Source organism: Bacillus cereus group sp. MG16, assembly GCF_040459875.1.
In the GTDB taxonomy this organism is placed as follows: Bacteria; Bacillota; Bacilli; order Bacillales; family Bacillaceae_G; genus Bacillus_A; species Bacillus_A paranthracis.
In genome coordinates, this window is sequence record NZ_JARVHE010000001.1 from 2,717,387 (window position 1) to 2,736,964 (window position 19,578).

Here is a 19,578-nt window from a genome sequence, read left to right on the forward strand (position 1 = left end):
TAAGTAAAAACAAAGAAACTGGAATGTCAACACTAGACTGGACAATTTTTATAAGGTCTGTTTCTTATATTCCACTGGCGTTAAATAGCCTAGTGTTCCGTGAATTCGAATGTTGTTAAACCAATGAACATAATCATCAAGTTCAAGAGCGAGCTGTTCAAGAGAAGCGAAGTGTGCTCCGTTTGCGAATTCTGTTTTAAACACTTTGAACATCGCTTCGGCCACAGCGTTATCGTAGGGGCAGCCCTTCATACTTAATGATCGTTGAATTCTGAATGTTTCTAAAGCCTCTGAAATCAGTTTATTATCAAACTCTTTTCCTCGGTCTGTATGAAACATCTTGATGTTATGTAAATTTCCTTTAATACTCGCTAATGCTTTATACACAAGGTCTGCTGTCTTATTTGGACCAGCACTGTAACCTATAATTTCTCGGTTGAAAAGGTCCACAAATAAGCATACATAGTGCCATTTTTTTTCAACACGGACGTATGTTAAATCACTGACAACTACAGCTAATTGCTCTTCTTGTTTAAACTGACGTTGTAACTCATTTTTGATTGGTGCTTCATTACAGGTTTGTTTATACGGCTTGTATTGTGACACCGTATAATTTGATACAAGTCCTAATTGTTTCATAATTCGACCGATTCGACGTCTAGAAACGACCATCTTCTGTTTCTTTAATTCTACTTTGAGTTTACGAGTACCATAGTTACTATGGCTTTCTTTAAAGAGTCGTTCTATTTCGTTGGAAAGCTCAACGTCTTCTTTTTCATGTGCGTCTTGTTCACGCGGCTTGGCGTGATAGTAGTAGGTACTTTTGGCGATGTTAAGGACGTTACACATTGCTGATACTGAATATTTGTGAGTGTTATTTCGGATCACATCTATTTTCGTCCCATGATCAGCGCTGCTTGCTTTAAAATGTCATTCTCCATCATTAAACGTTGATTTTCTTTACGTAATCTGATTAACTCATTTTCTTCTTCTGTCCGATTTTCTTTAGCAGTAAATGTCCCAGTTTCTTGATGATTCTTAATCCAGCGATCCAACGCAGAAGGCGTTATTTCATATTCTCGACAGATATCTGCACGGGACTTTCCATTTCCATATAGCTTTACTAATTGAAGTTTAAATTCTGGTGTAAAAGTTCGACGTTGACGTGACATAGTAGCACGCTCCCTTAGGTTAGTATGTTAAGTCTACTAGCCCTTATAGTATCTGTCCAACTTAGTGTAGCCGATTCAAACACTTAAATCTCTACTTAAGGGAAGTGGCTTTATAGAAACACTCATTACTGGTAAATATTTAAGAAATGAAAAAATAAAAATACAAGTAAGGAATGTATTCTTAATCTCGCATTGCCCCCGCTTCTCGAGAAGTCATTGCTCCTTGTCCTGCTCTTACATCATTTTGAATTTCTTGTTTTACTTTTTGCGCATCAGTTGTTGCAAAATCTGATTTCATATTAGAATTAGACTTTATAATTTTTTTAGGATGTTGCATACAAACCCTCCTCAATTTAATACTTTACAAACTTATTATTTACAAAAATACACTCTTCATCCCACGAATAGTTAAACACATTTTATTTAAAGTAAAGTGGGAATTATAAAAAGAAGAGTAAGGACAAGCGACAAGGGTTTGAATATTACCCCATAAGGCAAGTAACAAGAATAAAAAACGCTAATGATGTATATTTGGTGGTTACATGATATGGATGGAGACACTGGTTATTGGAAAGAGTATTTAGCGACAACATATCCTGAAGTGTTTGCATAAAAAAACCTCCAAATGGAGGCTTTTTTATTTAAGTAAAAAGTAAATTAAAGTAATAATTATATCCTCCCTTTTCACATCACTCATGATTATATACATTCTATACAATGTAGAAGAACTGATGTTTGTGTTAAACTAAGAAATGAATAAAGGGGGAGTTTTCTTGAACAGTTATAATGATACGATACAAAACTTAAACAACATAATTTACAAACCTAACAATTTACTGATTGCGAATGTAAAAGAAGAAAAGCAAAACGCAGAATATGCAGGATATTTATTTCACTTAAATAACAAAACCATTCGTTTTAGAAAATCCAAAGTTACTCCTAATAAAATTGGTCAATTTGTTTCTTTTTGGGAGAAAGATGACAATATGCAGAATCAAGCGTTTTCTTATGACGCTGCTACTGACTTATTAGTTATCACTTGTATAGATGATAATAAACTAGGACAATTTATCTTCCCTAAAGAGATTCTTCTTAAGGAAAAAATCTTGAGAACACAAAATCAAAAAGGCAAGATGGCTATGAGGATTTATCCGATCTGGGATACCCCTGTTAGCAACCAAGCTAAAAAGAGCCAAATGTGGCAGCTTCAGTATTTTGTTGATTTAAGCGATCATAATAATTTACCTATAGACAAACTATTACATTTGTATTCGTAGCTTCTTATCTTAAGTAATCTTGTTGGTTAGACTTTTTGTACCGGTACAGTTAAACGAAATGTACATTGTTTCAGTACCCCATCAAAATTACAATCAGCATATACTAGTTTAACTTATACATTTTAAGGGGTGCTGACTATGACAAGTCTACAACATAAGCTTTTTACAAGATTGAATCTCGCAAAGCGTACTGAAGTGAAGTTTGAAGAATTAAATACAATTCTTTTTGCATTTGCACACACTATACCATTTGAGAATTTAGATGTTATAGCAAGTAACACGAATACAATTACTATGGAAAATTTACAGAATAAAATTTTAAGCAGATCCCGCGGTGGACTTTGTTATGAATTAAATACGCTTTTTTATTACTTTTTAAAAGATTGTGGTTATGATGTACAACTCGCATTAAGTACCGTATATAAAAATGATATAAACGCTTGGGCACTCGAGGATGGGCATATAACGATTATTCTAAATTATGATAACGTACGATACGTAATTGATGTAGGTATTGCTTCATTAGTACCTCTAGTCCCTGTACCTTTTACTGGTGAGGCTGTTTCTTCTAAAAATGGTACGTATCGAGTGAGACGAAAAGATACGAGTAAAGGGAATTACGTTCTAGAAAGAAAAGATACGAGTAAAGGGAATTACGTTCTAGAAAGAAAAGATACGAGTAAAGGGAATTACGTTCTAGAAAGAAAAGATACGAGTAAAGGGAATTACGTTCTAGAAAGAAAAGATACGAACGGTGAGTGGAAAGTTTGTCATGCTTTTTATAATCGTATCATTGATGAGGCAGTAGTGAATGGTGTTCAAAAAAGAGTAGTAGAAGATGAGAAATCTATTTTCAATAAAGGACCAATTGCAGCCAAATTGACAGAATCTGGTCATGTCTCTTTAACCAATACTAGTTTCACTGAAATAGTTCATGGTGAAAAAACGAAACGTGAAATTACAGAAGAGCAATATAGAGAGCTTTTATATACTTTATTTGCTATTGAGTTATGATAACGCGAATAGCTAGCCGGTTCTGAATAAGAACCGGCTATTTTATTAATTTAATTTAATTTAAAACAACTATTAAAGTTTGATTTTCTTAATAGATATAATACACTAGAACAGTATGAAAAAGTATAAACAATGAATTTTGAATGTAAAGGAAGATCTTCATGTCAATTATCGATAAATTGAAACTTAATAAGTATACGAATATGGTTGTTATTAATGAACCAAGTGATTACGAAGTTTTTACAGGAAAAGAAACTGTATTTTCAAAAGAACACGATGCCATTTTTATTTTTGTAGAAACACTGGATGAAATGGTGAAACAAACGAATTATATTATTAGTAATAAAGAATTATTAATTGAAAAAAGATACATATTCTTCGCATATCCGAAAAAAGGTAATTCTCGCTACAGTACGTTTATTCACCGTGATGAGATGTTTCCAGCATTAAACGTTGGAGAAGATGGATATGTGGGAGAAAGCGATATTAAATTTGCGCGAATGGTAAGTATGGATGACATCTTTACTGTTGTAGGTTTAAAGCGTGAGAAGAAAAAAGTGACAAAAACGCCTGCAATGAGCCAATGTGTAGCTGATTATGCAGATCGAATTCAAGATGTTGAAGCTTTATTAGCTAATCACCCAAATGAACTTAAGTTTTATCAAAGTTTAACACCTGGATACAAAAAAGATTGGGCACGTAATCTGTTTTCTGTCAAACAAGAAAAAACACGTGAAAAACGTTTTGAAAAGATGATTGAGGTTCTATCACAAGGCTATAAAACAATTGATTTATTCCGCAAAAAGAAAAAATAAGATTAGGAAAGTCACAATGATGCAACAATTAATTGCGATGAGTACATTGAAAAAAGTATTTCTTGCATTATACTAAGGGATGTTCTTATATTTATATAATTAGTAAAAGAGAAAAGGTGTTTGAAATGAAATCGTATATTGTAGTTGGAGCGGGAATTTTAGGTGCGTCTACTGCTTATCATCTTGCTAAGGCTGGCGCGAACGTTACTATCGTGGATCGTCAACAAATAGGTCAAGCAACAGATGCAGCAGCAGGTATTGTCTGTCCATGGCTTTCGCAACGTCGTAATAAAGCATGGTATAAAATCGTTAAAGGCGGTGCACGTTACTATTCTTCGTTAATTCAGCAATTAGAAGACGACGGTGAAACGGATACAGGTTACAACCGTGTAGGTGCAATTAGTTTACATACTGATGAGAAAAAACTAGATCAAATGGAAGAGAGAGCGTATAAACGTCGTGAAGATGCCCCAGAGATTGGTGAAATCACTCGCTTATCAGCTGAAGAAACAAAAAAATTATTCCCAGCATTATCAGAAGAATTTTGTTCTGTTCATATTAGTGGTGCTGCAAGAGTAAATGGAAGATTATTACGTAATGCATTAATAAGCGCTGCGAAAAAACATGGTGCAACTTTTATAAAAGGAGATGCAGTATTAGTCCGTGAAGGTAATCATATTACGGGAGTTATAGTAAACGATGAAACTATTTTAGCAGAAAAGGTTATTGTAACTGCAGGTGCATGGGCGAACGAAATCTTAAACCCATTAGGAATTAATTTTTTAGTTACGTTCCAAAAAGGACAAATTGTTCACCTGCAAATGGAAAATACAGCAACAGACAATATGCCAGTTGTTATGCCGCCAAATGATCAATACATTTTAACATTTGACAATGGACATGTCGTAATTGGTGCAACACATGAGAATGATACTGGTTTCGATCACCGTGTAACGGCTGGTGGTTTACATGAAGTATTGCATAAAGCATTAACAGTTGCACCTGGCTTAGAAGATGCTACTATGCTTGAGACGAGAGTTGGATTTAGACCGTTTACTCCAGGATTCTTACCTGTTATCGGACCACTTCCTAACTTCGACGGTATTCTCGTTGCGAACGGATTAGGAGCTTCAGGTTTAACTGCTGGTCCATATTTAGGTTCAGAACTTGCTAAGTTAGCGCTGGGACAACCAATTGATTTAGATTTAAATGATTATGACGTTGCTGGCGCAATTGAATAACATCCGGTATGAAAAAATACACTAAGCAAATTTGATAGGAAATAAGTAGTTTTTTCTCCGTTAAGAGTAAGACTGTTTACGAAAAATAAAATTCTTTAAAAATAAAGAGCCGACACCATAAACTTGCATTATTAATGTAGAATTGTGATGTTTGCTCTTTATTTCTATTTATTTAAAGCTTTTTTGGAGAGGAGGTTAAGCAATGAGAGCGCCATATCAAGTATTAATATTTCCTTATATAAAAATTGACAACTCTATTCAATATGCGATTTTCAACCGAAGTGATTATGGTTATTGGCAAGGAATAGCTGGTGGTGGAGAAGACGGTGAGATTCCTATTGAATCAGCAAAACGTGAAGCGTTTGAAGAGGCTGGTATTACAAAAGAATGTTCATATATACAATTAGATTCTGTGCCTTCACTACCAGTAGAGGATGTAGTTGGAGAATTCCTTTGGGGAGATGACGTTTATGTAATAAAAGAATTTTCGTTTGGAGTTAAAGTACCTACAAAAAACATCTCATTATCTAAAGAACACTTACATTATAAATGGTTATGCTTTGAGGAAGCCGTAACGTATTTGAAGTGGGATAGCAACAAAACAGCATTGTGGGAATTAAACAAAAGACTATTAAAATAGTAAAAGTATTAGCAAAGACGTTAGTGGTACGAGAATTGAACAATTAAAAAACTTACTATTCTTCATATGTAGCAAGTTTTTTTCTATACAGTTACCCCTGGAAAAATAAAAATAGTTAGAAATATTTTTTATTGTATGGTTTTTGGCTCTGAATAGCGGAATACATATTAAGTATTCAACAGTTCAAATAAAACGAGTCATCTTTTTATTTGAAGAAGAAAGATGACCAGTTTTATGCTAAAATTCGCTTAGTGTATATTTTCGTTAAAATGTGGGCAGGCCCACTTTTAGCAAAACCGGAGTGGAAATGATGAGTATAAATTGTTTTGTGGGATTGATAAAGAATGAATTATTAAAAGAGATAAGCATAAGAAGCGAGGATGAATCCGAGCCTGTAGTAGTTAAAGATATTCCTAGACTTTGGAAGTGTTTAGGGAAAGGTAATTATGCCGCAGTATTCATGCACAAAGAATACAAAGATTGGGTAGTGAAAGTTTACGCGCGAGAAGGAGAAGGCATTGAAAAAGAGTCAGAAGTATACCGCAGAATCGGAAATCATCCTTCTTATTCAAAGCTTATTTATAAAGGGGAAAATTTCATAGTATTGAAACGGTTAAAAGAAATTACCTTATACGATGCTGTTCATAAAGGGATTAAAATCCCTAAGCAGGTGATCCTTGATATCAATCAAGCTTTAGAGTATGCAAGAGAACAAGGATTAACCCCCTGCGATGTTCACGGGAAAAATGTGATGATGGAAAAAGGAAGGGGATATGTAGTCGATGTATCTGATTTCTTAAAAACAAAAGAAGATAGTAAGTGGAAAGATTTAGAAAAGGCATATTTTACATTTTATTTGCCTTTCATTTATAAATTGCCTTTCCCTGTTAAAATACCGTATTTTATGTTAAACATTGTTAGACGTTCGTATAGAAGATATAAGAAGCTTAAAAAGAAATTCAAATTGTAAAAGGATTACATACTAATAATTGAACCAATAGCAAACGAAAGGACCGTACATATTAGAGATGTACGGTCCTAATCTTTTTTATGTATACATATTTTTGCTAGTTATATCACTATCAATCCCAAAACGAGATATTTTGAATAAATGAAACCGTCAAAATAAGTGTTGATGCGGAACCAGTAGTTAATAACATTACTATTTTTCGTCCATTCTGTTCTTTTGAAGGTTTTATCAGTTCTGTAATCAACACAATCCAAATTATTATAGATACTATCGAGATAATATTTATGGACATATGTAACACCTTCCTTTTTGTTTTTACATAAACATTTCTTATTTTGTAAAATGAAAGCAATTTAACTGGAAAATATGTACAGTATTACAAATCAGGTTTCTCCTGTTAAACCACCTTTTTTAAATAGAAATACTACTGATAAAACGATAATAACTGCCTTTAAACTGCTCCAATATGGATAAACAACATGATCTGTTAGATGAGCATGTTGAAAAATGTTCTCTAATCCATAAATTCCATTAATGATTGCTAAAAGAAAAGCGGCTTTTCCAATAGCTGTATTACGATAGAGGATAAATAAATATAGTGCAACTATAAGTGGTAAGATGATTTGTAGTAATAGTGTCATAAGTAGCCCCTAGTTTATTTATAATTATATTATATACAAAATTGTAATAAAAAGGAATGCGACTTATTTGATACTAATAAGATTACTCTAATCATATTCTTCTATTAAAAAGAATATAAAGGGGTGTAAAGTTAATTGACAAAAGTTAAAGTTCGTTTACGACCCATTGTTCATAACATAAATTTACCCACTGTAATCAAAACAGCTATTCTTCCAGGTGAATCGGCTGAAAGGCTATTTATCGCAACGCAATTAGGAGAGGTTTTTTACATAGGAGATGACGTCATAAAAACATTTTTAAATATTCGTCAACGAATTATAAAATTAGGCACATCTGAAGAAGGTGTCTCTAGTAGTGGTTATGATGAACGAGGATTGCTTGGACTAGCATTTCATCCACAATTTTATCAAAACGGTTTATTTTATCTTCATTATTCTGTCGCTGGAACCCAAGGGCCAGGTGCACTTTCTGAACAATTTAAACCGAATCCTTGTGACCCGAAAACTTTAAATTTAAAATGGCTAAATAAAGATACGCAATATGATCATATCGATACAATTGAAGAATGGATTTTACAATCAAACGGTCACCCTCAAAAACGTAGAACATTACTTAATATAAAACGCCCATTTTTTAATCATAATGGAGTAAATACTTTAAACTTTTCTCCAGAGACGGGGAAACTTGTTTTTACAAATGGAGATGGTGGCTCGGGTTATGATCCGTTCAATTTAAGCCAAGATGATTTAGAAATAGCAGGTAAAATTATTGAAATCGATGTAAGTAAAAATACATTCATAAATAATCCTCCAGTCGTTACACGCTTTAATGAACTTCCTCTATCTATACAAGAAACACTTACAGTAATTGCGAAAGGTATTCGTAATATAACCGGTATTTCATTCCAAAGGTTTTATAATCAGTATATTAAATATGTAGGTAATGTCGGACAGGATATTGTAGAGTCTATTTTTTCATTTGTTCAATATAAACCAATACCGGTTACCGAACTTGTTCAAATGCATGTAATGAGACTCACTTCAAATCAAGATGGGTTTATTAATTTTGGTTGGAGAGGATGGGAAGGAGAATTACCTACTTCTTTTATAAGGCACTGTCCAGAGAATCCTACTTTAGACGAAAGAACAATGACTTATTATAATGAAACAATAGAAACATCAGTGAAGCGAATTCAGCCACTCATTAGTTATTTTCATAAAGACCCGAGACCAGATAAGTTTGGCGGGACTTCTCTAACAGGAGTTCAGTCATATATGGGAGCTGCAATCCCGAATTTACATGGTAGTGTTGTGTTTACCGACCTTGCTAGAAAAGAAGAGTCTCGGCCGCCAGTTAAAGGTGTATTAGCATATACTAGAGCAGGTACAGATGGTAAACATACTGATTTTCATGTTATTGAAACTGATTATGATTTTGGTACGCAAGCAGCTTATTATATGAGTTTAGGAACAAATTTGGATCAAACTAGGTTATATTTAGGAATTTACGGTTCTATGAAAGTAACTGATTTTAACAAAGGTACCATTTTTGAAATTATCCCTTAATACGATATACACTCGTAGTTTAATCGTACAAGGAATTCCCTTTGTTTTAAAACGTACAAGTTCTCCCCCTAAAAGCCTTTTATTGTATAGTAACTCATAACAAGTAGAACGCAGCTCATAAACCAATAGTGTATGAATAAGATAGAAAGTGATGGATGAGATATCTTTAGGGGGTATTTTGATGAATCGATTTGTACGTTATTGGTGTCAACTTATGATAAAGAATAATGGGGACTTTGTTCATAAAAGAAAATTATCCCTAGCAAATAAAGTAGTCATTACAGCTTTAATGAGTGCTTTGGCCACCATGTTTCAAGCAGCAGGTAACTTAATTCCTGGTATAGGGTTATTTATTAGCCCTTTTGCGACGTTACCAATTTTTTTGGCGATTTGCTACTCTATTCGTGAGGGAGTACTTTCTTATTTCCTTACTATTCTCCTATTATTTATTATCGAGCCAAGTGAACTAATTGTTTTTCCCTTTACTACAGGTTTATTAGGTATAACCTTAGGGCTTTCCTTTATACAATTCAAGAGGAGAATTTGGGTTGTTTCCTTTTCTGCAATTTGTCTACTTATAGGAATTATCATAGTTCTCGATATTTTCCGTTTTCCAGTACTTGGTCCTACTATTCATACAACTATGGATATAAAAATGATTTTATCAATATTTATACTGAGCTTTCTATACTGCTGGATCTATGCAGGGCTTTGTAGAATATTGTTGAATAGAGTATATAGAGTATGGTTTTAACACTTGTATAGAATGGAGACTTAAAACATGTATAACGTTGCAATTAGGAGACCAAATTCGGATGATTTAGAGGAACTTCACTCGTTTTTCCGTATAGTTATTACGAATACATATAAAGACGAAGGATTATCACAACAATTGGATGACATAGAAAATGAAATTAACATGAAAAAGCAATATTTGAAAACAGATTTTGATAGTAACGGAGAAAAACGTTACTTTTTATTAGCAATTGATACAAATAACGATAAAATCATTGGAACAATCGAAGTTGGTTCAGCAAGTACATTGATTAATAGTTGTACAGGCGGTGTACTTAAGGATTTGTATGAAATAGGAACTGTTTTTATACTGCCGGAGTATCAAAAAAAGGGTATCGGGAGTTTACTACTAAATGCAATATTTCTTACGTTACTTAGCAAAGGTATGACAGAGTACTGTTTAGATAGTGGATACAAAAAAGCGCAAAGTATATGGACAAAGAAGTTTGGAGAGCCTAGTTATGTACTGAAAGATTATTGGGGAGAATCAAGTGATCATATGATTTGGAAGAAGAGTTTATATGATACACCTATAATATTTGAATTATAAAATGAAATATGGCTCTGAACGTAGCTTTTCTTACATATGTATGCTATTATTTATCTTTATAATAAAAGAGGACGTGAATGAACTTGATTAAAATTAGTATCCCTGAAGTTGATGTTACAATTACTGAACGTAAACAAGTTATTAAAGGAGACGAGCCAAGAATTACGCCAATCAATGGTTTTATCGATTTCCATTTGTTCCCTAGAGATAAAGGCGGCATTTTTATGTTTTACAATATTAATGACGAACTACTTTTCGTAGGTAAAGCTCGTAAAATTAGACAACGTATTAAGAAGCATTTCGAAGACAATGTTTCACCAATTAAAAATCACCGTGATGAAGTATACCGCATTGATGCATGTATCGTAGAAGATCCAACAGAAAGAGAAATTTACGAAACATATATCATTAATGAATACAAAGCAAAATATAACGTTGATAAAGTATTCTATAAATAAGCAATAAAAAAACAATCCTAGCATATATACTGGGATTGTTTTTTATTTAGATTTAGTCCTCATATTTTTCTCCTTTTTTTAAATGATTAGCAGCAATAAAACAAACTACACCTATACATATAAGTACAATTCCAATTGTTTTATGTTTTCCAAAAAAGAAAGGAATATCAGAAATAACATTTGTCATACATAACCCTACAAACACGAGGATAGGTCCTACCCACAGTAATACATTGCCGAATTTTGTATGTTTCCGCATAGTAAGCCTCCTTACCTCTTTTTACATATATATCCATGAATTAAAAGTAAATTCATAGAGAAATACAGTTTTTTTCATATCGAAAATTTAACCTTCATATATTGGTACAAGCAAACAAGAAAGGGGACCATCATGAATTGGTTAGAAGCTTTTATATTAGGGATCATACAAGGTTTAACAGAGTTTTTACCGATAAGTAGTACAGGTCATCTTTATTTAGGAAGGCATTTGTTTCAATTAGATGAAGCAGGATTGTTTTTAGATACGATGCTGCACATTGGGACTTTACTTGCGGTGTTTATTTATTACAAAAAAGAATTTATATATTTAATCAAAAATCCGTTTTCAAAGCTCATGTTATTACTTATCGTTGGGACAGTACCCGCGGTTGTAATTGGTTTATTGTTTAAAGACTTCTTTGAAGATATTTCAAAAACAGGAATCACAATCGGTTGGGAGTTTTTAGTGACCGGATTCTTTCTCTACATGGCAGATAAACAAAAGAATGGTCGTAAAAAAATGGATGACATAACATATAAAGACGCATTTATCATCGGTTCATTTCAAGCGGCAGCTATTTTTCCGGCAATTTCTCGTTCTGGTATGACAATCGTCGCTGCATTATGGAGGAAGTTAGACCGCGAAACTGCGGCTTACTTTTCTTTTTTATTATCAACTCCAGCCATTGTCGGAGCAATCATTTTGCAATTTGCAGATGTTTTTCAAGGGAAAGCAGAATCTATTTCTAGTACATCTTTAATTGTCGGAACGTTATCAGCAGCGTTTTTTGGATACATAGCCGTTTCATGGATGATTCAATATTTAAAACGTCACTCCTTAAAAGTATTCGCGTATTACGTATGGGGATTAGGTATTTTAATTTTAACGTTGCAATTTACTGATGTATTTTAAGTATAATGATAAAGAAGTTAATTCGTTTAAGATCCTGTTTCATTCATACAAGGCAGGGTCTCTTTTTATTAAGGGGGAAAACATGTTTAATAAGGCTATCGTTATTGGTGGAAGTATGGCAGGAAAGTTCGCAGCAAAAGCATTATCAACTTCTTTTAAAGAAGTAATCATTATAGAAGCTGGTAAAAGATGGGATGGAAAGTCTTCGAGAAAAAGAGTTCCACAAAGTAATCATCCTCATGTGTTATTAAAAGGTGGAGAAAACGCAATTGAAGAATTGTTTCCTAATATTACGGATGAATTAATAGAAGCAGGTAGTATCGTAAATAACTTTACTCGCGATTTAAAATGGCAGCAATTTGGTTTATGGAAACAGCCATTCATAGGGGAAGTACATATGATTCAACAGAGTCGTCCTTTGCTAGAATGGCATATTCAAAAACGAATTCATCAAATTTCAAATATTACTATTAAATATGAAACATTAGTAAAAGGGTTATTGGTAGATGGAAAGCTTAACAAAGTGTGTGGAGTAAAAGTTAAATATTTAGAGACTGATACACAAGAAGAAGTTCATGCAGATCTTGTTGTTGATGCGAGTGGATTTGGCTCAAAAAGTATAGAATGGTTACGAGAATACGGAATTGAAATACAAGAAGAGAAAGTTCGTATTGATTTATTTTACGCAACGAAAATGTTTAAACTTAAAGAAAATGAGAAATTAGACTGTTGCAATGTGCTAATGTCTCCGAGTTTCCCTGATAACCCTTATGGCGTTCTTATTCAAACGATAGAAGATAATCGTTATTTTGTTACTTTCAGTGGATACGCAAACGAGAAAGCACCACAAACAGATAAGGAATTTTATCATTTTGCTGAAAATCTATCAATTTCTAATGTTACAGATTTCCTAAATAAAGCTGTGGCAATTTCAGATATCAAAACGTATAAAATTCCTTATCAAGTACGTCGGAGATTTGATCTCACTACAAATATGCCAGAAGGATTATTAGTCGTTGGAGATGCACACTGTCGTTTTGATCCTGTTTTCGGTCAAGGTGTTTCCGTTGCTGCTATGGAAGCTCACCAGTTGCAATTACTTCTGCAAGGTAGAAAACAACTTGATAAAGCATTTACACAACAATTTTATAAAAAGGCAGCTACTATAATAGAAACCCCTTGGGATATGACAACAACGGAAATATCACGTCACCCGGAGCTACAGAGAGCATTAACTACAAAACAAAAATTTCAGCTATGGTATACAAAACAAATATATCGACTATCCGCAAGTAATTCTGATGTTTATATTCGGTTAGTACGAGTGATGAATTTAATTCGTAGTCCATTTCACCTATTTCATCCAAAAGTACTACTTGCTGTGTTACTAAAACAAAAGAAATAGCAGGAAAATAGTTGATTAAAAAAGAATATATAACAGTTAGTAGATATAGAAGGGATAATCGAAATGAAAATATACATAGAACAATTAAAGAAACACGATGCTAAGGATTTATTTACGTTTGAACTTACGAATAAGTCTTTTTTTGAAACAATGGTACCTAATCGTGGCTCGCAATATTTTGATTTTGAATATTTTCAAAAACTACTAGATGATTTATTAATAGAACAGGCGGATGGAGAATCTTATTTTTATTTAATTCGTAACGAAGAAAATGAAATTGTAGGAAGAATAAATTTAGTAGATATAGATTCGGAGACTCGAATCAGTTCGTTAGGTTATCGGGTCGGAGAAAAATTTACTAAAAAAGGAGTTGCAACAGCAGCCGTAAAATTAATTTTAGACGTAGCAAAAAATAATGAAATTAATGAGGTTCATGCTAAAACAACTTCTAATAATCTTGCATCACAAATTGTACTAGAAAAAAGCGGATTTTCTTCTTATCAAAACGAAGCAGATACAACATCTGTACAATTAAATGGGGAACAGGTGAATTTTGTACATTATATTTGGAGAAATAATTCGCGCTTATAAGAAGGGGGACTTATTCATGAATGATTTACGATATCCAATTGGGCAATTTACATACAAACGTCCTATAACGGAAGAAATGATAGATACATGGATTCAAGAACTTGAAGATTTACCTAATGAACTAACGAAAGCTATTAAAGATTTAGATCAGAAGCAGTTAGACACACCGTACCGCGTTGGTGGATGGACAGTTCGTCAAGTAGTCCATCACGTTGTTGACAGCCACATGAATAGCTATATACGCTTTAAATTAGCACTAACAGAAAAGAATCCAACGATTAAACCATATAAAGAAGAAAAGTGGGCAGAATTACCTGATTCTAAATTACCAGTAGATGTTTCACTAGTAATGTTAGAGTCATTACATAAAAGATGGGTTAACCTTTTATATTCTTTAGAACTTGAAGATTTAGAAAAGACATTTAACCATCCAGAGACTGGTGAAACAAAACTTGCTGTTGCAATTGGACTATATGCATGGCATGGTCGTCATCATACAGCTCATATAACTTCATTAAGAAAACGACTAAATTGGTAGATGGAGATTACATTAGAGAAGGCAACAGAAAGTAATGCAGCAGTTTTATTTCAAATGCAAATAGACTCATTTAGCCCTTTATTACATAAATATAAAGACTACGAAACAAACCCAGCAAATGAACCTATTGAAAAAACTATTTTTAGAATAAATAATCCTAGCAGTAATTTTTATAAGATGATAATCGATTCGAAACTTGTTGGAGCGATATGTATATCCCAAAAAGAACTACCTTATAAATTTTGGATTAGTCCAATGTTTATTCATCCAATCTATCAAGGGAAAGGAATTGCTCAGAAGGTACTTATTTTAATTGAAGAGATGTTTCCAAAAGCACAAAGTTTTGAACTTGCTACGATTTTAGAAGAAGAGGGAAATTGTTTTCTATACGAAAAAATGGGGTATAAAAGAACAGAAGTAACTAAGAAATTAAATGATAAAACTACACTTATTTATTACAAAAAGAAAGGTAAAGCGTTTAAAATACGCTTTACCTTTTTATGTTTTTTAGATTAAATATACAAAAATGATGAATATTCTTCCAAAATACTCGGGTTAGTAATTTTTTAAATGAATAAAAATACAAATAGACATTATTTTGTCGTATATGTTACTAACGCTTTTTGGATGCTTAAAACACTATCGTCACCTTTAAATTCTTTCGTAATTGGCGTGCTCAAACTAGATACCCAAATTTTAAGTTCAGCATCTAAATCAAAATGCCCAGCTGTTTCAATGCTAAATTGTGTAATACTTTTATAAGGGATAGAATGATACTCAGTTTTTTTACCTGATATTCCTTGTTTATCTACTAAAATAAGACGACGATTTGTAAATACGATTAAATCACGAATTAATTTATAAGCATGTTCAACTTTCTCATCGTCTAACATAATCTTCTCTAAATCACGCTCTACACTTTCTGTACTCGTATTTGATGCATTTCCTAAAATACCGCTAAATAAACCCATAGGAAATTCCTCCTCCATTATTTGTGGAATGTGTTACTTATATTGTACCATGCAACTCGATGTGAAGTTATGATATTACATTAGTAGTTTCTGGCTATTGTTGTAATTCATTTATATAACCTCATCTTAATATCTTATGCTAATATGTAAGTAAGAAAAAAGAAGCAGAGGGATATAGCATGAAAAATATCGGTTTAGTATTAGAAGGCGGAGGAATGAAAGGTTTATATACTGCAGGCGTACTCGAATATTTTATGGAAAAGAACTTATTTTTCCCTTATGTAGTTGGTGTATCCGCTGGAGCTTGTATGGGAGCAACTTATTTATCACGTCAAAAAGGGAGAAATAAAAAAGTAAATACAGAGTTAGTAGCAGATCATCGTTATATATCTTATCGAAATTTAATTCGAAAACGTGAATTATTCGGAATGGATTTTTTATTTGATGAAGTACCTAATAAAATTGTACCATTTGATTTTCAAACTTTCTTAAACTCAAATGAACAGTTTGTTATAGGAACGACTGATTGCGAATCAGGACAAGCTATTTATTATAATAAAGCAGAACATGGAAATGATATTTTAAAAATCATTCGTGCATCTAGCTCAGTGCCGTTTATAGCACCTGCTGTAGAATATGATAATCGAAAATTGCTAGATGGAGGAATTATAGATCCTATACCGGTTTTAAAAGCGCAAACTGATGGTTATGAAAAGAACGTTGTAATTATGACAAAACCAGAAGGATATGAGAAGCAGCGTAATAAGTTTTCTGGCCTAGCTAAAATTTTATATAGGAAATATCCGAATATCGCACAATCTTTAGTAGAACATTATCGTTTTTATAATGAGACGATATCTTATATGCATCAAATAAAACAAAAAGACAACTTTTATATTATTCAGCCTAGCGTACAGCTTCCAATAAGCGGAATAGAAAGAAGTAAAGAAAAGCTCGTTAATTTATATAATCTTGGCTATACAGATGCTCAATATCATTATGAAAACTTATTAAATTGGATAGAGAAATAAAGGGGTGGAAAGTTGAAGTTAGGAAAAAGGGTTATTTTTAATGAATTGCAGAAAATGCCTAGTCCACTGTATAAACCGTTTCCGAATTGTGACATTCAAAAAATACGAAAAGATTTTAATAATATGTTTACAGAAGATGATTGTATAAGCGCTGATTTAAATTATTATTGGATGCATACAGCAGGTACTTTAAGTTACGTACTTAATAACAATGAACAGGAGATTGTGTTTAATCAAATAAAGTGGCTAAGGAAATCTTTTTTTGAATGGTTTCCACAATATCGTTTTTTAGAAACAGAGATTATGAAGTATCCCATTTTGTATAGAGATTTCATGAATTATGAAAAGACTCGAAAGTTATTACTTTATTACCTTACTGATTAAAAACGTACAAGTGATGCTGCTTGTACGTTTTTTGTTCATAAAATATTCAATATTAACATGTAGGTATTTTAACGAGAAAAAAGAAGTACATATAGAGAATGTGCGAGGGAGGAGATAGAAGTTTGTTAGCTGTTTTCCTTTCAATTCATGTCCAACTCAAATATTTCGAGTAAAATTCGCTTCTAAATGGTATTATCAAATATCAAGAAAACTAATTTAGAAACGAAGAAGGGACAGGTTTAATATGGAAAACGTATCAAATGTAGATAAAGTAGAATCAATTAAATCTTTACAGTCAACAATCCGTAAACTTGAAAATGCGCTATCTCAGATGACTCAAAAAGGCTCAAACACTACTTTAGTGAAAAAAAGACTCAAAGCAGTTAGTATCGGCTTAGCTATGTTAGAACGTATTTGGAATCAAGAAACCCATCATTACACGCAAGAGGATTTAGCAGACGCTCGAAATGTTCTAATTGGTTTGCTTCCATCAATTGAAAAGATTTATGTTAAGTCAAAGCTCGGGAGTCCTCAAAGAACTCTTTTAGAAAGAAGAATAAAATCATTGGAACTTTCTATTCAAGCAATTGATCATTTTTCTAATCAATAACTTCTCTAAACATATAACTTACGACTACTTTTATATAGGGATTCTAATGAAAAAACTACATATAGAATACTACAAAGGAGGAAGAGAGGTGACTACCATAATCAGTCCTACGTTAGAGAAGCTTAAAAATCACTTAAAGAATGGAAATGAAAAAGCTCTTTATACTTTTTTGCATGAAATCAAGTCAAATCATACACCACTATTAGAACAATGTCCTATAGATAATCAGTATAAACTTATAACGTATATATGGTTAGGTGATCAAGGTACTGAAAATGTTTATGTAGTCGGTAGTTTTCCTGGTTGGGATCTGTCTGTAAATCAATTACAACGATTGTTACAGACAGATATTTGGTATGTTACGTTTAGGACGAATAAGAGGTTCATTTCAACTTATTATTTTACAGTAAATGATTTTTTCAAAAATGATTGGATAAAGCGTAGTGAACAGTACCGACTAGACCCATTCAATGAAAATGTATTTGGAGAAGGTGCCAATAAAGCGTCTGTGTTAAAAATAGATATGGAAGTGCAGTATAGCAGTCGTTTTCCTTCAAATCATTATCCATCCGGAAAGATTGAAACATATTCTTTTTATAGTTCGATTTTAAATAACACACGTAAACTTCATATTTATACGCCTCATGATTATTCTCACACTTCATATCTTCAAGAACTTCTCATTGTATTTGATGGGAATTCATTCATTAATGACCTTTCAATCACAAAAACACTTAATTATTTAATTTACGAAAAAGAAATCCCATCGTGTATTGCTGTTGCTATAGATCCTGTTGATCGATTAGAAGAGCTAACTTATAACGATAAAATGAACGCATTTCTAACGAAGGAATTACTTCTGTGGATTCAGGCTAAGTATCGTGTGCATAAAGAAGCGAAACATACAACAATTGCAGGTTTCAGTCTTGGTGGCCTAGCAGCTTTTTATACAGCACTTCAAAATCCATATATTTTCGGAAATGTGTTGTCAATGTCTGGATCCGTACATTGGAAAAAGGATAATTATAAAAATACAATTCCTTGGATTGAAAATCAAATTTCATCAATAGATTCTAATGCGACTCATCTCAATTCTTACATAGCAGTAGGTGAACTTGAAAGCAAACCTCTTTTAACGGCTAATAGAAGGCTATATAAAGCTTTAGAAGAAAAGAAATACCAAACCACTTATGAAGAGTTTCAAGGCGGACATGATAGCGTGTGGTGGCGAGAAAAGCTATTCGATGGATTAAGGGCATTAGAACTTACAAAAAAGACACTAAAAAATAAAAAGGAGAGAGAATCTATGAATCAAGAAGAACTAGATAAAAAACTAAAAAAGCAAGAGATTTTAGTAAAAGATGAGAAAGTTTGGTCCTATACGTATGAGGATCATATTAGTTCTATCGTTAAAGAGGCAGAAAAGAAAGGGGCTTTTGATAATTTACCTGGTAAAGGGAGACCACTGAATCTTGATAAAGATCTTTCGTACAATCCTGAAAAACAACTGTATAGAACTTTGAAAAATAATTATGTTTTACCTAGGTGGATTGAGATTTCAAAGGAAATTGATGACTTAAAAGAAAAACTAAAAGAAAATACAAATACTGCAGAAGCAGCGGATTTAATTCGAACTATTAATAAAAAGGTTTTAGAACATAACCTACTTTGTCCAGCAAGTGCGCAAAAAACGAGGGTGAAAACGGACTTTTAACAATTTTTAATGAAGCTATCTCTT

General features: G+C 32.7%; 24 protein-coding genes and 1 pseudogene. 19 read left to right on the forward strand and 6 right to left on the reverse strand.

The features are described 5' to 3' along the window. Positions 1-48 precede the first annotated feature (48 nt). Both QCI73_RS14045 and QCI73_RS14050 read right to left on the reverse strand, forming a co-directional pair. A protein-coding gene (locus QCI73_RS14045) for an IS3 family transposase (RefSeq protein WP_353823158.1) occupies positions 49-1,172 on the reverse strand; the annotation gives its coding sequence in 2 pieces (ribosomal slippage) (positions 49-926 and positions 926-1,172; 1,125 coding nt in all). 181 nt (positions 1,173-1,353) lie between these two features. Then, a complete protein-coding gene (locus QCI73_RS14050) occupies positions 1,354-1,509 on the reverse strand; it encodes a hypothetical protein (RefSeq protein WP_162876052.1) in 156 nt (51 codons plus the stop codon). A 436-nt stretch (positions 1,510-1,945) separates the two neighbouring features. On the opposite strand from QCI73_RS14050, the gene QCI73_RS14055 reads away from it, so the two are divergent. The 6 genes from QCI73_RS14055 (at position 1,946) to QCI73_RS14080 (ending at position 7,129) form a co-directional block, all read left to right on the forward strand. After that, positions 1,946-2,449 (forward strand): MepB family protein, encoded by a 504-nt coding sequence (locus QCI73_RS14055; RefSeq protein WP_353823177.1) that lies wholly within the window; start codon positions 1,946-1,948, stop codon positions 2,447-2,449. 138 nt (positions 2,450-2,587) lie between these two features. Next, positions 2,588-3,463, forward strand: a complete 876-nt coding sequence (locus QCI73_RS14060; protein ID WP_353823178.1) for an arylamine N-acetyltransferase family protein — start codon at positions 2,588-2,590, stop codon at positions 3,461-3,463. A 161-nt stretch (positions 3,464-3,624) separates the two neighbouring features. Next, entirely contained in the window at positions 3,625-4,278 is a 654-nt protein-coding gene (locus QCI73_RS14065) for a YdeI/OmpD-associated family protein (RefSeq protein WP_353823179.1), read from the forward strand. Positions 4,279-4,403: 125 nt separating this feature from the next. Continuing rightward, positions 4,404-5,519, forward strand: a complete 1,116-nt coding sequence (locus QCI73_RS14070; protein ID WP_353823180.1) for an NAD(P)/FAD-dependent oxidoreductase — start codon at positions 4,404-4,406, stop codon at positions 5,517-5,519. Positions 5,520-5,721: 202 nt separating this feature from the next. Further along, entirely contained in the window at positions 5,722-6,159 is a 438-nt protein-coding gene (locus QCI73_RS14075) for an NUDIX hydrolase (protein WP_353823181.1), read from the forward strand. Between the two features lie 307 nt (positions 6,160-6,466). After that, positions 6,467-7,129 carry a protein kinase family protein gene (locus QCI73_RS14080; RefSeq protein ID WP_142285835.1) on the forward strand — a complete coding sequence of 221 codons (663 nt, stop codon included), beginning with the start codon at positions 6,467-6,469 and terminating at the stop codon, positions 7,127-7,129. Between the two features lie 112 nt (positions 7,130-7,241). Here QCI73_RS14080 and QCI73_RS14085 read toward each other — a convergent pair whose 3' ends face one another. Together QCI73_RS14085 and QCI73_RS14090 are read right to left on the reverse strand one after the other, a co-directional pair. After that, complete coding sequence (locus QCI73_RS14085; protein WP_327923854.1) at positions 7,242-7,421, reverse strand: hypothetical protein; 180 nt, start codon at positions 7,419-7,421, stop codon at positions 7,242-7,244. 91 nt (positions 7,422-7,512) lie between these two features. Beyond that, positions 7,513-7,770, reverse strand: coding sequence for a hypothetical protein (locus QCI73_RS14090; protein ID WP_353823182.1), 258 nt, complete (start codon positions 7,768-7,770; stop codon positions 7,513-7,515). A 135-nt stretch (positions 7,771-7,905) separates the two neighbouring features. Here QCI73_RS14090 and QCI73_RS14095 point away from each other — a divergent pair, with 135 nt between their 5' ends. From QCI73_RS14095 to QCI73_RS14110, 4 genes are all read left to right on the forward strand, one after another. Next, on the forward strand, positions 7,906-9,336 hold the full coding sequence (locus QCI73_RS14095; protein WP_353823183.1) for a PQQ-dependent sugar dehydrogenase: 1,431 nt from the start codon (positions 7,906-7,908) through the stop codon (positions 9,334-9,336). Positions 9,337-9,517: 181 nt separating this feature from the next. After that, positions 9,518-10,090 (forward strand): YybS family protein, encoded by a 573-nt coding sequence (locus tag QCI73_RS14100; protein ID WP_327923857.1) that lies wholly within the window; start codon positions 9,518-9,520, stop codon positions 10,088-10,090. Positions 10,091-10,117: 27 nt separating this feature from the next. Continuing rightward, on the forward strand, positions 10,118-10,681 hold the full coding sequence (locus QCI73_RS14105) for a GNAT family N-acetyltransferase (protein WP_327923858.1): 564 nt from the start codon (positions 10,118-10,120) through the stop codon (positions 10,679-10,681). Positions 10,682-10,758: 77 nt separating this feature from the next. Then, positions 10,759-11,139 (forward strand): nucleotide excision repair endonuclease, encoded by a 381-nt coding sequence (locus tag QCI73_RS14110; protein WP_001048948.1) that lies wholly within the window; start codon positions 10,759-10,761, stop codon positions 11,137-11,139. Between the two features lie 52 nt (positions 11,140-11,191). Here the strand turns inward: QCI73_RS14110 and QCI73_RS14115 are convergent, their stop codons facing one another. Beyond that, complete coding sequence (locus QCI73_RS14115; protein WP_327923859.1) at positions 11,192-11,398, reverse strand: hypothetical protein; 207 nt, start codon at positions 11,396-11,398, stop codon at positions 11,192-11,194. A 132-nt stretch (positions 11,399-11,530) separates the two neighbouring features. Between QCI73_RS14115 and QCI73_RS14120 the strand changes: the two genes are divergently transcribed. The 5 genes and pseudogenes from QCI73_RS14120 to QCI73_RS14140 all read left to right on the forward strand — a co-directional run. Continuing rightward, on the forward strand, positions 11,531-12,310 hold the full coding sequence (locus QCI73_RS14120; RefSeq protein WP_046199129.1) for an undecaprenyl-diphosphate phosphatase: 780 nt from the start codon (positions 11,531-11,533) through the stop codon (positions 12,308-12,310). 82 nt (positions 12,311-12,392) lie between these two features. Beyond that, positions 12,393-13,715 (forward strand): FAD-dependent oxidoreductase, encoded by a 1,323-nt coding sequence (locus tag QCI73_RS14125; protein WP_353823184.1) that lies wholly within the window; start codon positions 12,393-12,395, stop codon positions 13,713-13,715. A 63-nt stretch (positions 13,716-13,778) separates the two neighbouring features. Continuing rightward, positions 13,779-14,306 carry a GNAT family N-acetyltransferase gene (locus tag QCI73_RS14130; protein WP_353823185.1) on the forward strand — a complete coding sequence of 176 codons (528 nt, stop codon included), beginning with the start codon at positions 13,779-13,781 and terminating at the stop codon, positions 14,304-14,306. A gap of 16 nt (positions 14,307-14,322) precedes the next feature. Then, on the forward strand, positions 14,323-14,844 hold the full coding sequence (locus QCI73_RS14135) for a YfiT family bacillithiol transferase (RefSeq protein ID WP_327923861.1): 522 nt from the start codon (positions 14,323-14,325) through the stop codon (positions 14,842-14,844). Beyond that, a pseudogene (locus QCI73_RS14140) lies at positions 14,845-15,360 on the forward strand (GNAT family N-acetyltransferase); the annotation flags it as partial. Between the two features lie 77 nt (positions 15,361-15,437). Here the strand turns inward: QCI73_RS14140 and QCI73_RS14145 are convergent. Continuing rightward, entirely contained in the window at positions 15,438-15,815 is a 378-nt protein-coding gene (locus QCI73_RS14145) for a PH domain-containing protein (RefSeq protein WP_000522480.1), read from the reverse strand. A 179-nt stretch (positions 15,816-15,994) separates the two neighbouring features. Here QCI73_RS14145 and QCI73_RS14150 point away from each other — a divergent pair, with 179 nt between their 5' ends. The 4 genes from QCI73_RS14150 (at position 15,995) to QCI73_RS14165 (ending at position 19,554) form a co-directional block, all read left to right on the forward strand. Then, positions 15,995-16,846 carry a patatin-like phospholipase family protein gene (locus QCI73_RS14150; RefSeq protein ID WP_000789267.1) on the forward strand — a complete coding sequence of 284 codons (852 nt, stop codon included), beginning with the start codon at positions 15,995-15,997 and terminating at the stop codon, positions 16,844-16,846. A gap of 12 nt (positions 16,847-16,858) precedes the next feature. Beyond that, on the forward strand, positions 16,859-17,230 hold the full coding sequence (locus QCI73_RS14155; protein ID WP_353823186.1) for a YxiJ-like family protein: 372 nt from the start codon (positions 16,859-16,861) through the stop codon (positions 17,228-17,230). 244 nt (positions 17,231-17,474) lie between these two features. After that, on the forward strand, positions 17,475-17,840 hold the full coding sequence (locus QCI73_RS14160; RefSeq protein WP_262726287.1) for a hypothetical protein: 366 nt from the start codon (positions 17,475-17,477) through the stop codon (positions 17,838-17,840). 88 nt (positions 17,841-17,928) lie between these two features. Continuing rightward, positions 17,929-19,554: a DnaJ family domain-containing protein gene (locus QCI73_RS14165; RefSeq protein WP_353823187.1), complete on the forward strand. Its 1,626-nt coding sequence runs from the start codon at positions 17,929-17,931 to the stop codon at positions 19,552-19,554. The last annotated feature ends 24 nt before the right edge of the window (positions 19,555-19,578 follow it).

Bases quoted from the DNA above. Each gene is read 5' to 3' on its own strand.
- QCI73_RS14050 (WP_162876052.1), bottom strand. From the start codon at position 1,509: ATGCAACATCCTAAAAAAATTATAAAGTCTAATTCTAATATGAAATCA.
- QCI73_RS14120 (WP_046199129.1), top strand. From the start codon at position 11,531: ATGAATTGGTTAGAAGCTTTTATATTAGGGATCATACAAGGTTTAACA.
- QCI73_RS14125 (WP_353823184.1), top strand. From the start codon at position 12,393: ATGTTTAATAAGGCTATCGTTATTGGTGGAAGTATGGCAGGAAAGTTC.
- QCI73_RS14135 (WP_327923861.1), top strand. From the start codon at position 14,323: ATGAATGATTTACGATATCCAATTGGGCAATTTACATACAAACGTCCT.
- QCI73_RS14085 (WP_327923854.1), bottom strand. From the start codon at position 7,421: ATGTCCATAAATATTATCTCGATAGTATCTATAATAATTTGGATTGTG.
- QCI73_RS14080 (WP_142285835.1), top strand. From the start codon at position 6,467: ATGATGAGTATAAATTGTTTTGTGGGATTGATAAAGAATGAATTATTA.
- QCI73_RS14060 (WP_353823178.1), top strand. From the start codon at position 2,588: ATGACAAGTCTACAACATAAGCTTTTTACAAGATTGAATCTCGCAAAG.
- QCI73_RS14105 (WP_327923858.1), top strand. From the start codon at position 10,118: ATGTATAACGTTGCAATTAGGAGACCAAATTCGGATGATTTAGAGGAA.
- QCI73_RS14150 (WP_000789267.1), top strand. From the start codon at position 15,995: ATGAAAAATATCGGTTTAGTATTAGAAGGCGGAGGAATGAAAGGTTTA.
- QCI73_RS14100 (WP_327923857.1), top strand. From the start codon at position 9,518: ATGAATCGATTTGTACGTTATTGGTGTCAACTTATGATAAAGAATAAT.
- QCI73_RS14110 (WP_001048948.1), top strand. From the start codon at position 10,759: ATGAACTTGATTAAAATTAGTATCCCTGAAGTTGATGTTACAATTACT.
- QCI73_RS14130 (WP_353823185.1), top strand. From the start codon at position 13,779: ATGAAAATATACATAGAACAATTAAAGAAACACGATGCTAAGGATTTA.
- QCI73_RS14145 (WP_000522480.1), bottom strand. From the start codon at position 15,815: ATGGGTTTATTTAGCGGTATTTTAGGAAATGCATCAAATACGAGTACA.
- QCI73_RS14115 (WP_327923859.1), bottom strand. From the start codon at position 11,398: ATGCGGAAACATACAAAATTCGGCAATGTATTACTGTGGGTAGGACCT.
- QCI73_RS14160 (WP_262726287.1), top strand. From the start codon at position 17,475: ATGGAAAACGTATCAAATGTAGATAAAGTAGAATCAATTAAATCTTTA.
- QCI73_RS14070 (WP_353823180.1), top strand. From the start codon at position 4,404: ATGAAATCGTATATTGTAGTTGGAGCGGGAATTTTAGGTGCGTCTACT.
- QCI73_RS14075 (WP_353823181.1), top strand. From the start codon at position 5,722: ATGAGAGCGCCATATCAAGTATTAATATTTCCTTATATAAAAATTGAC.
- QCI73_RS14065 (WP_353823179.1), top strand. From the start codon at position 3,625: ATGTCAATTATCGATAAATTGAAACTTAATAAGTATACGAATATGGTT.
- QCI73_RS14090 (WP_353823182.1), bottom strand. From the start codon at position 7,770: ATGACACTATTACTACAAATCATCTTACCACTTATAGTTGCACTATAT.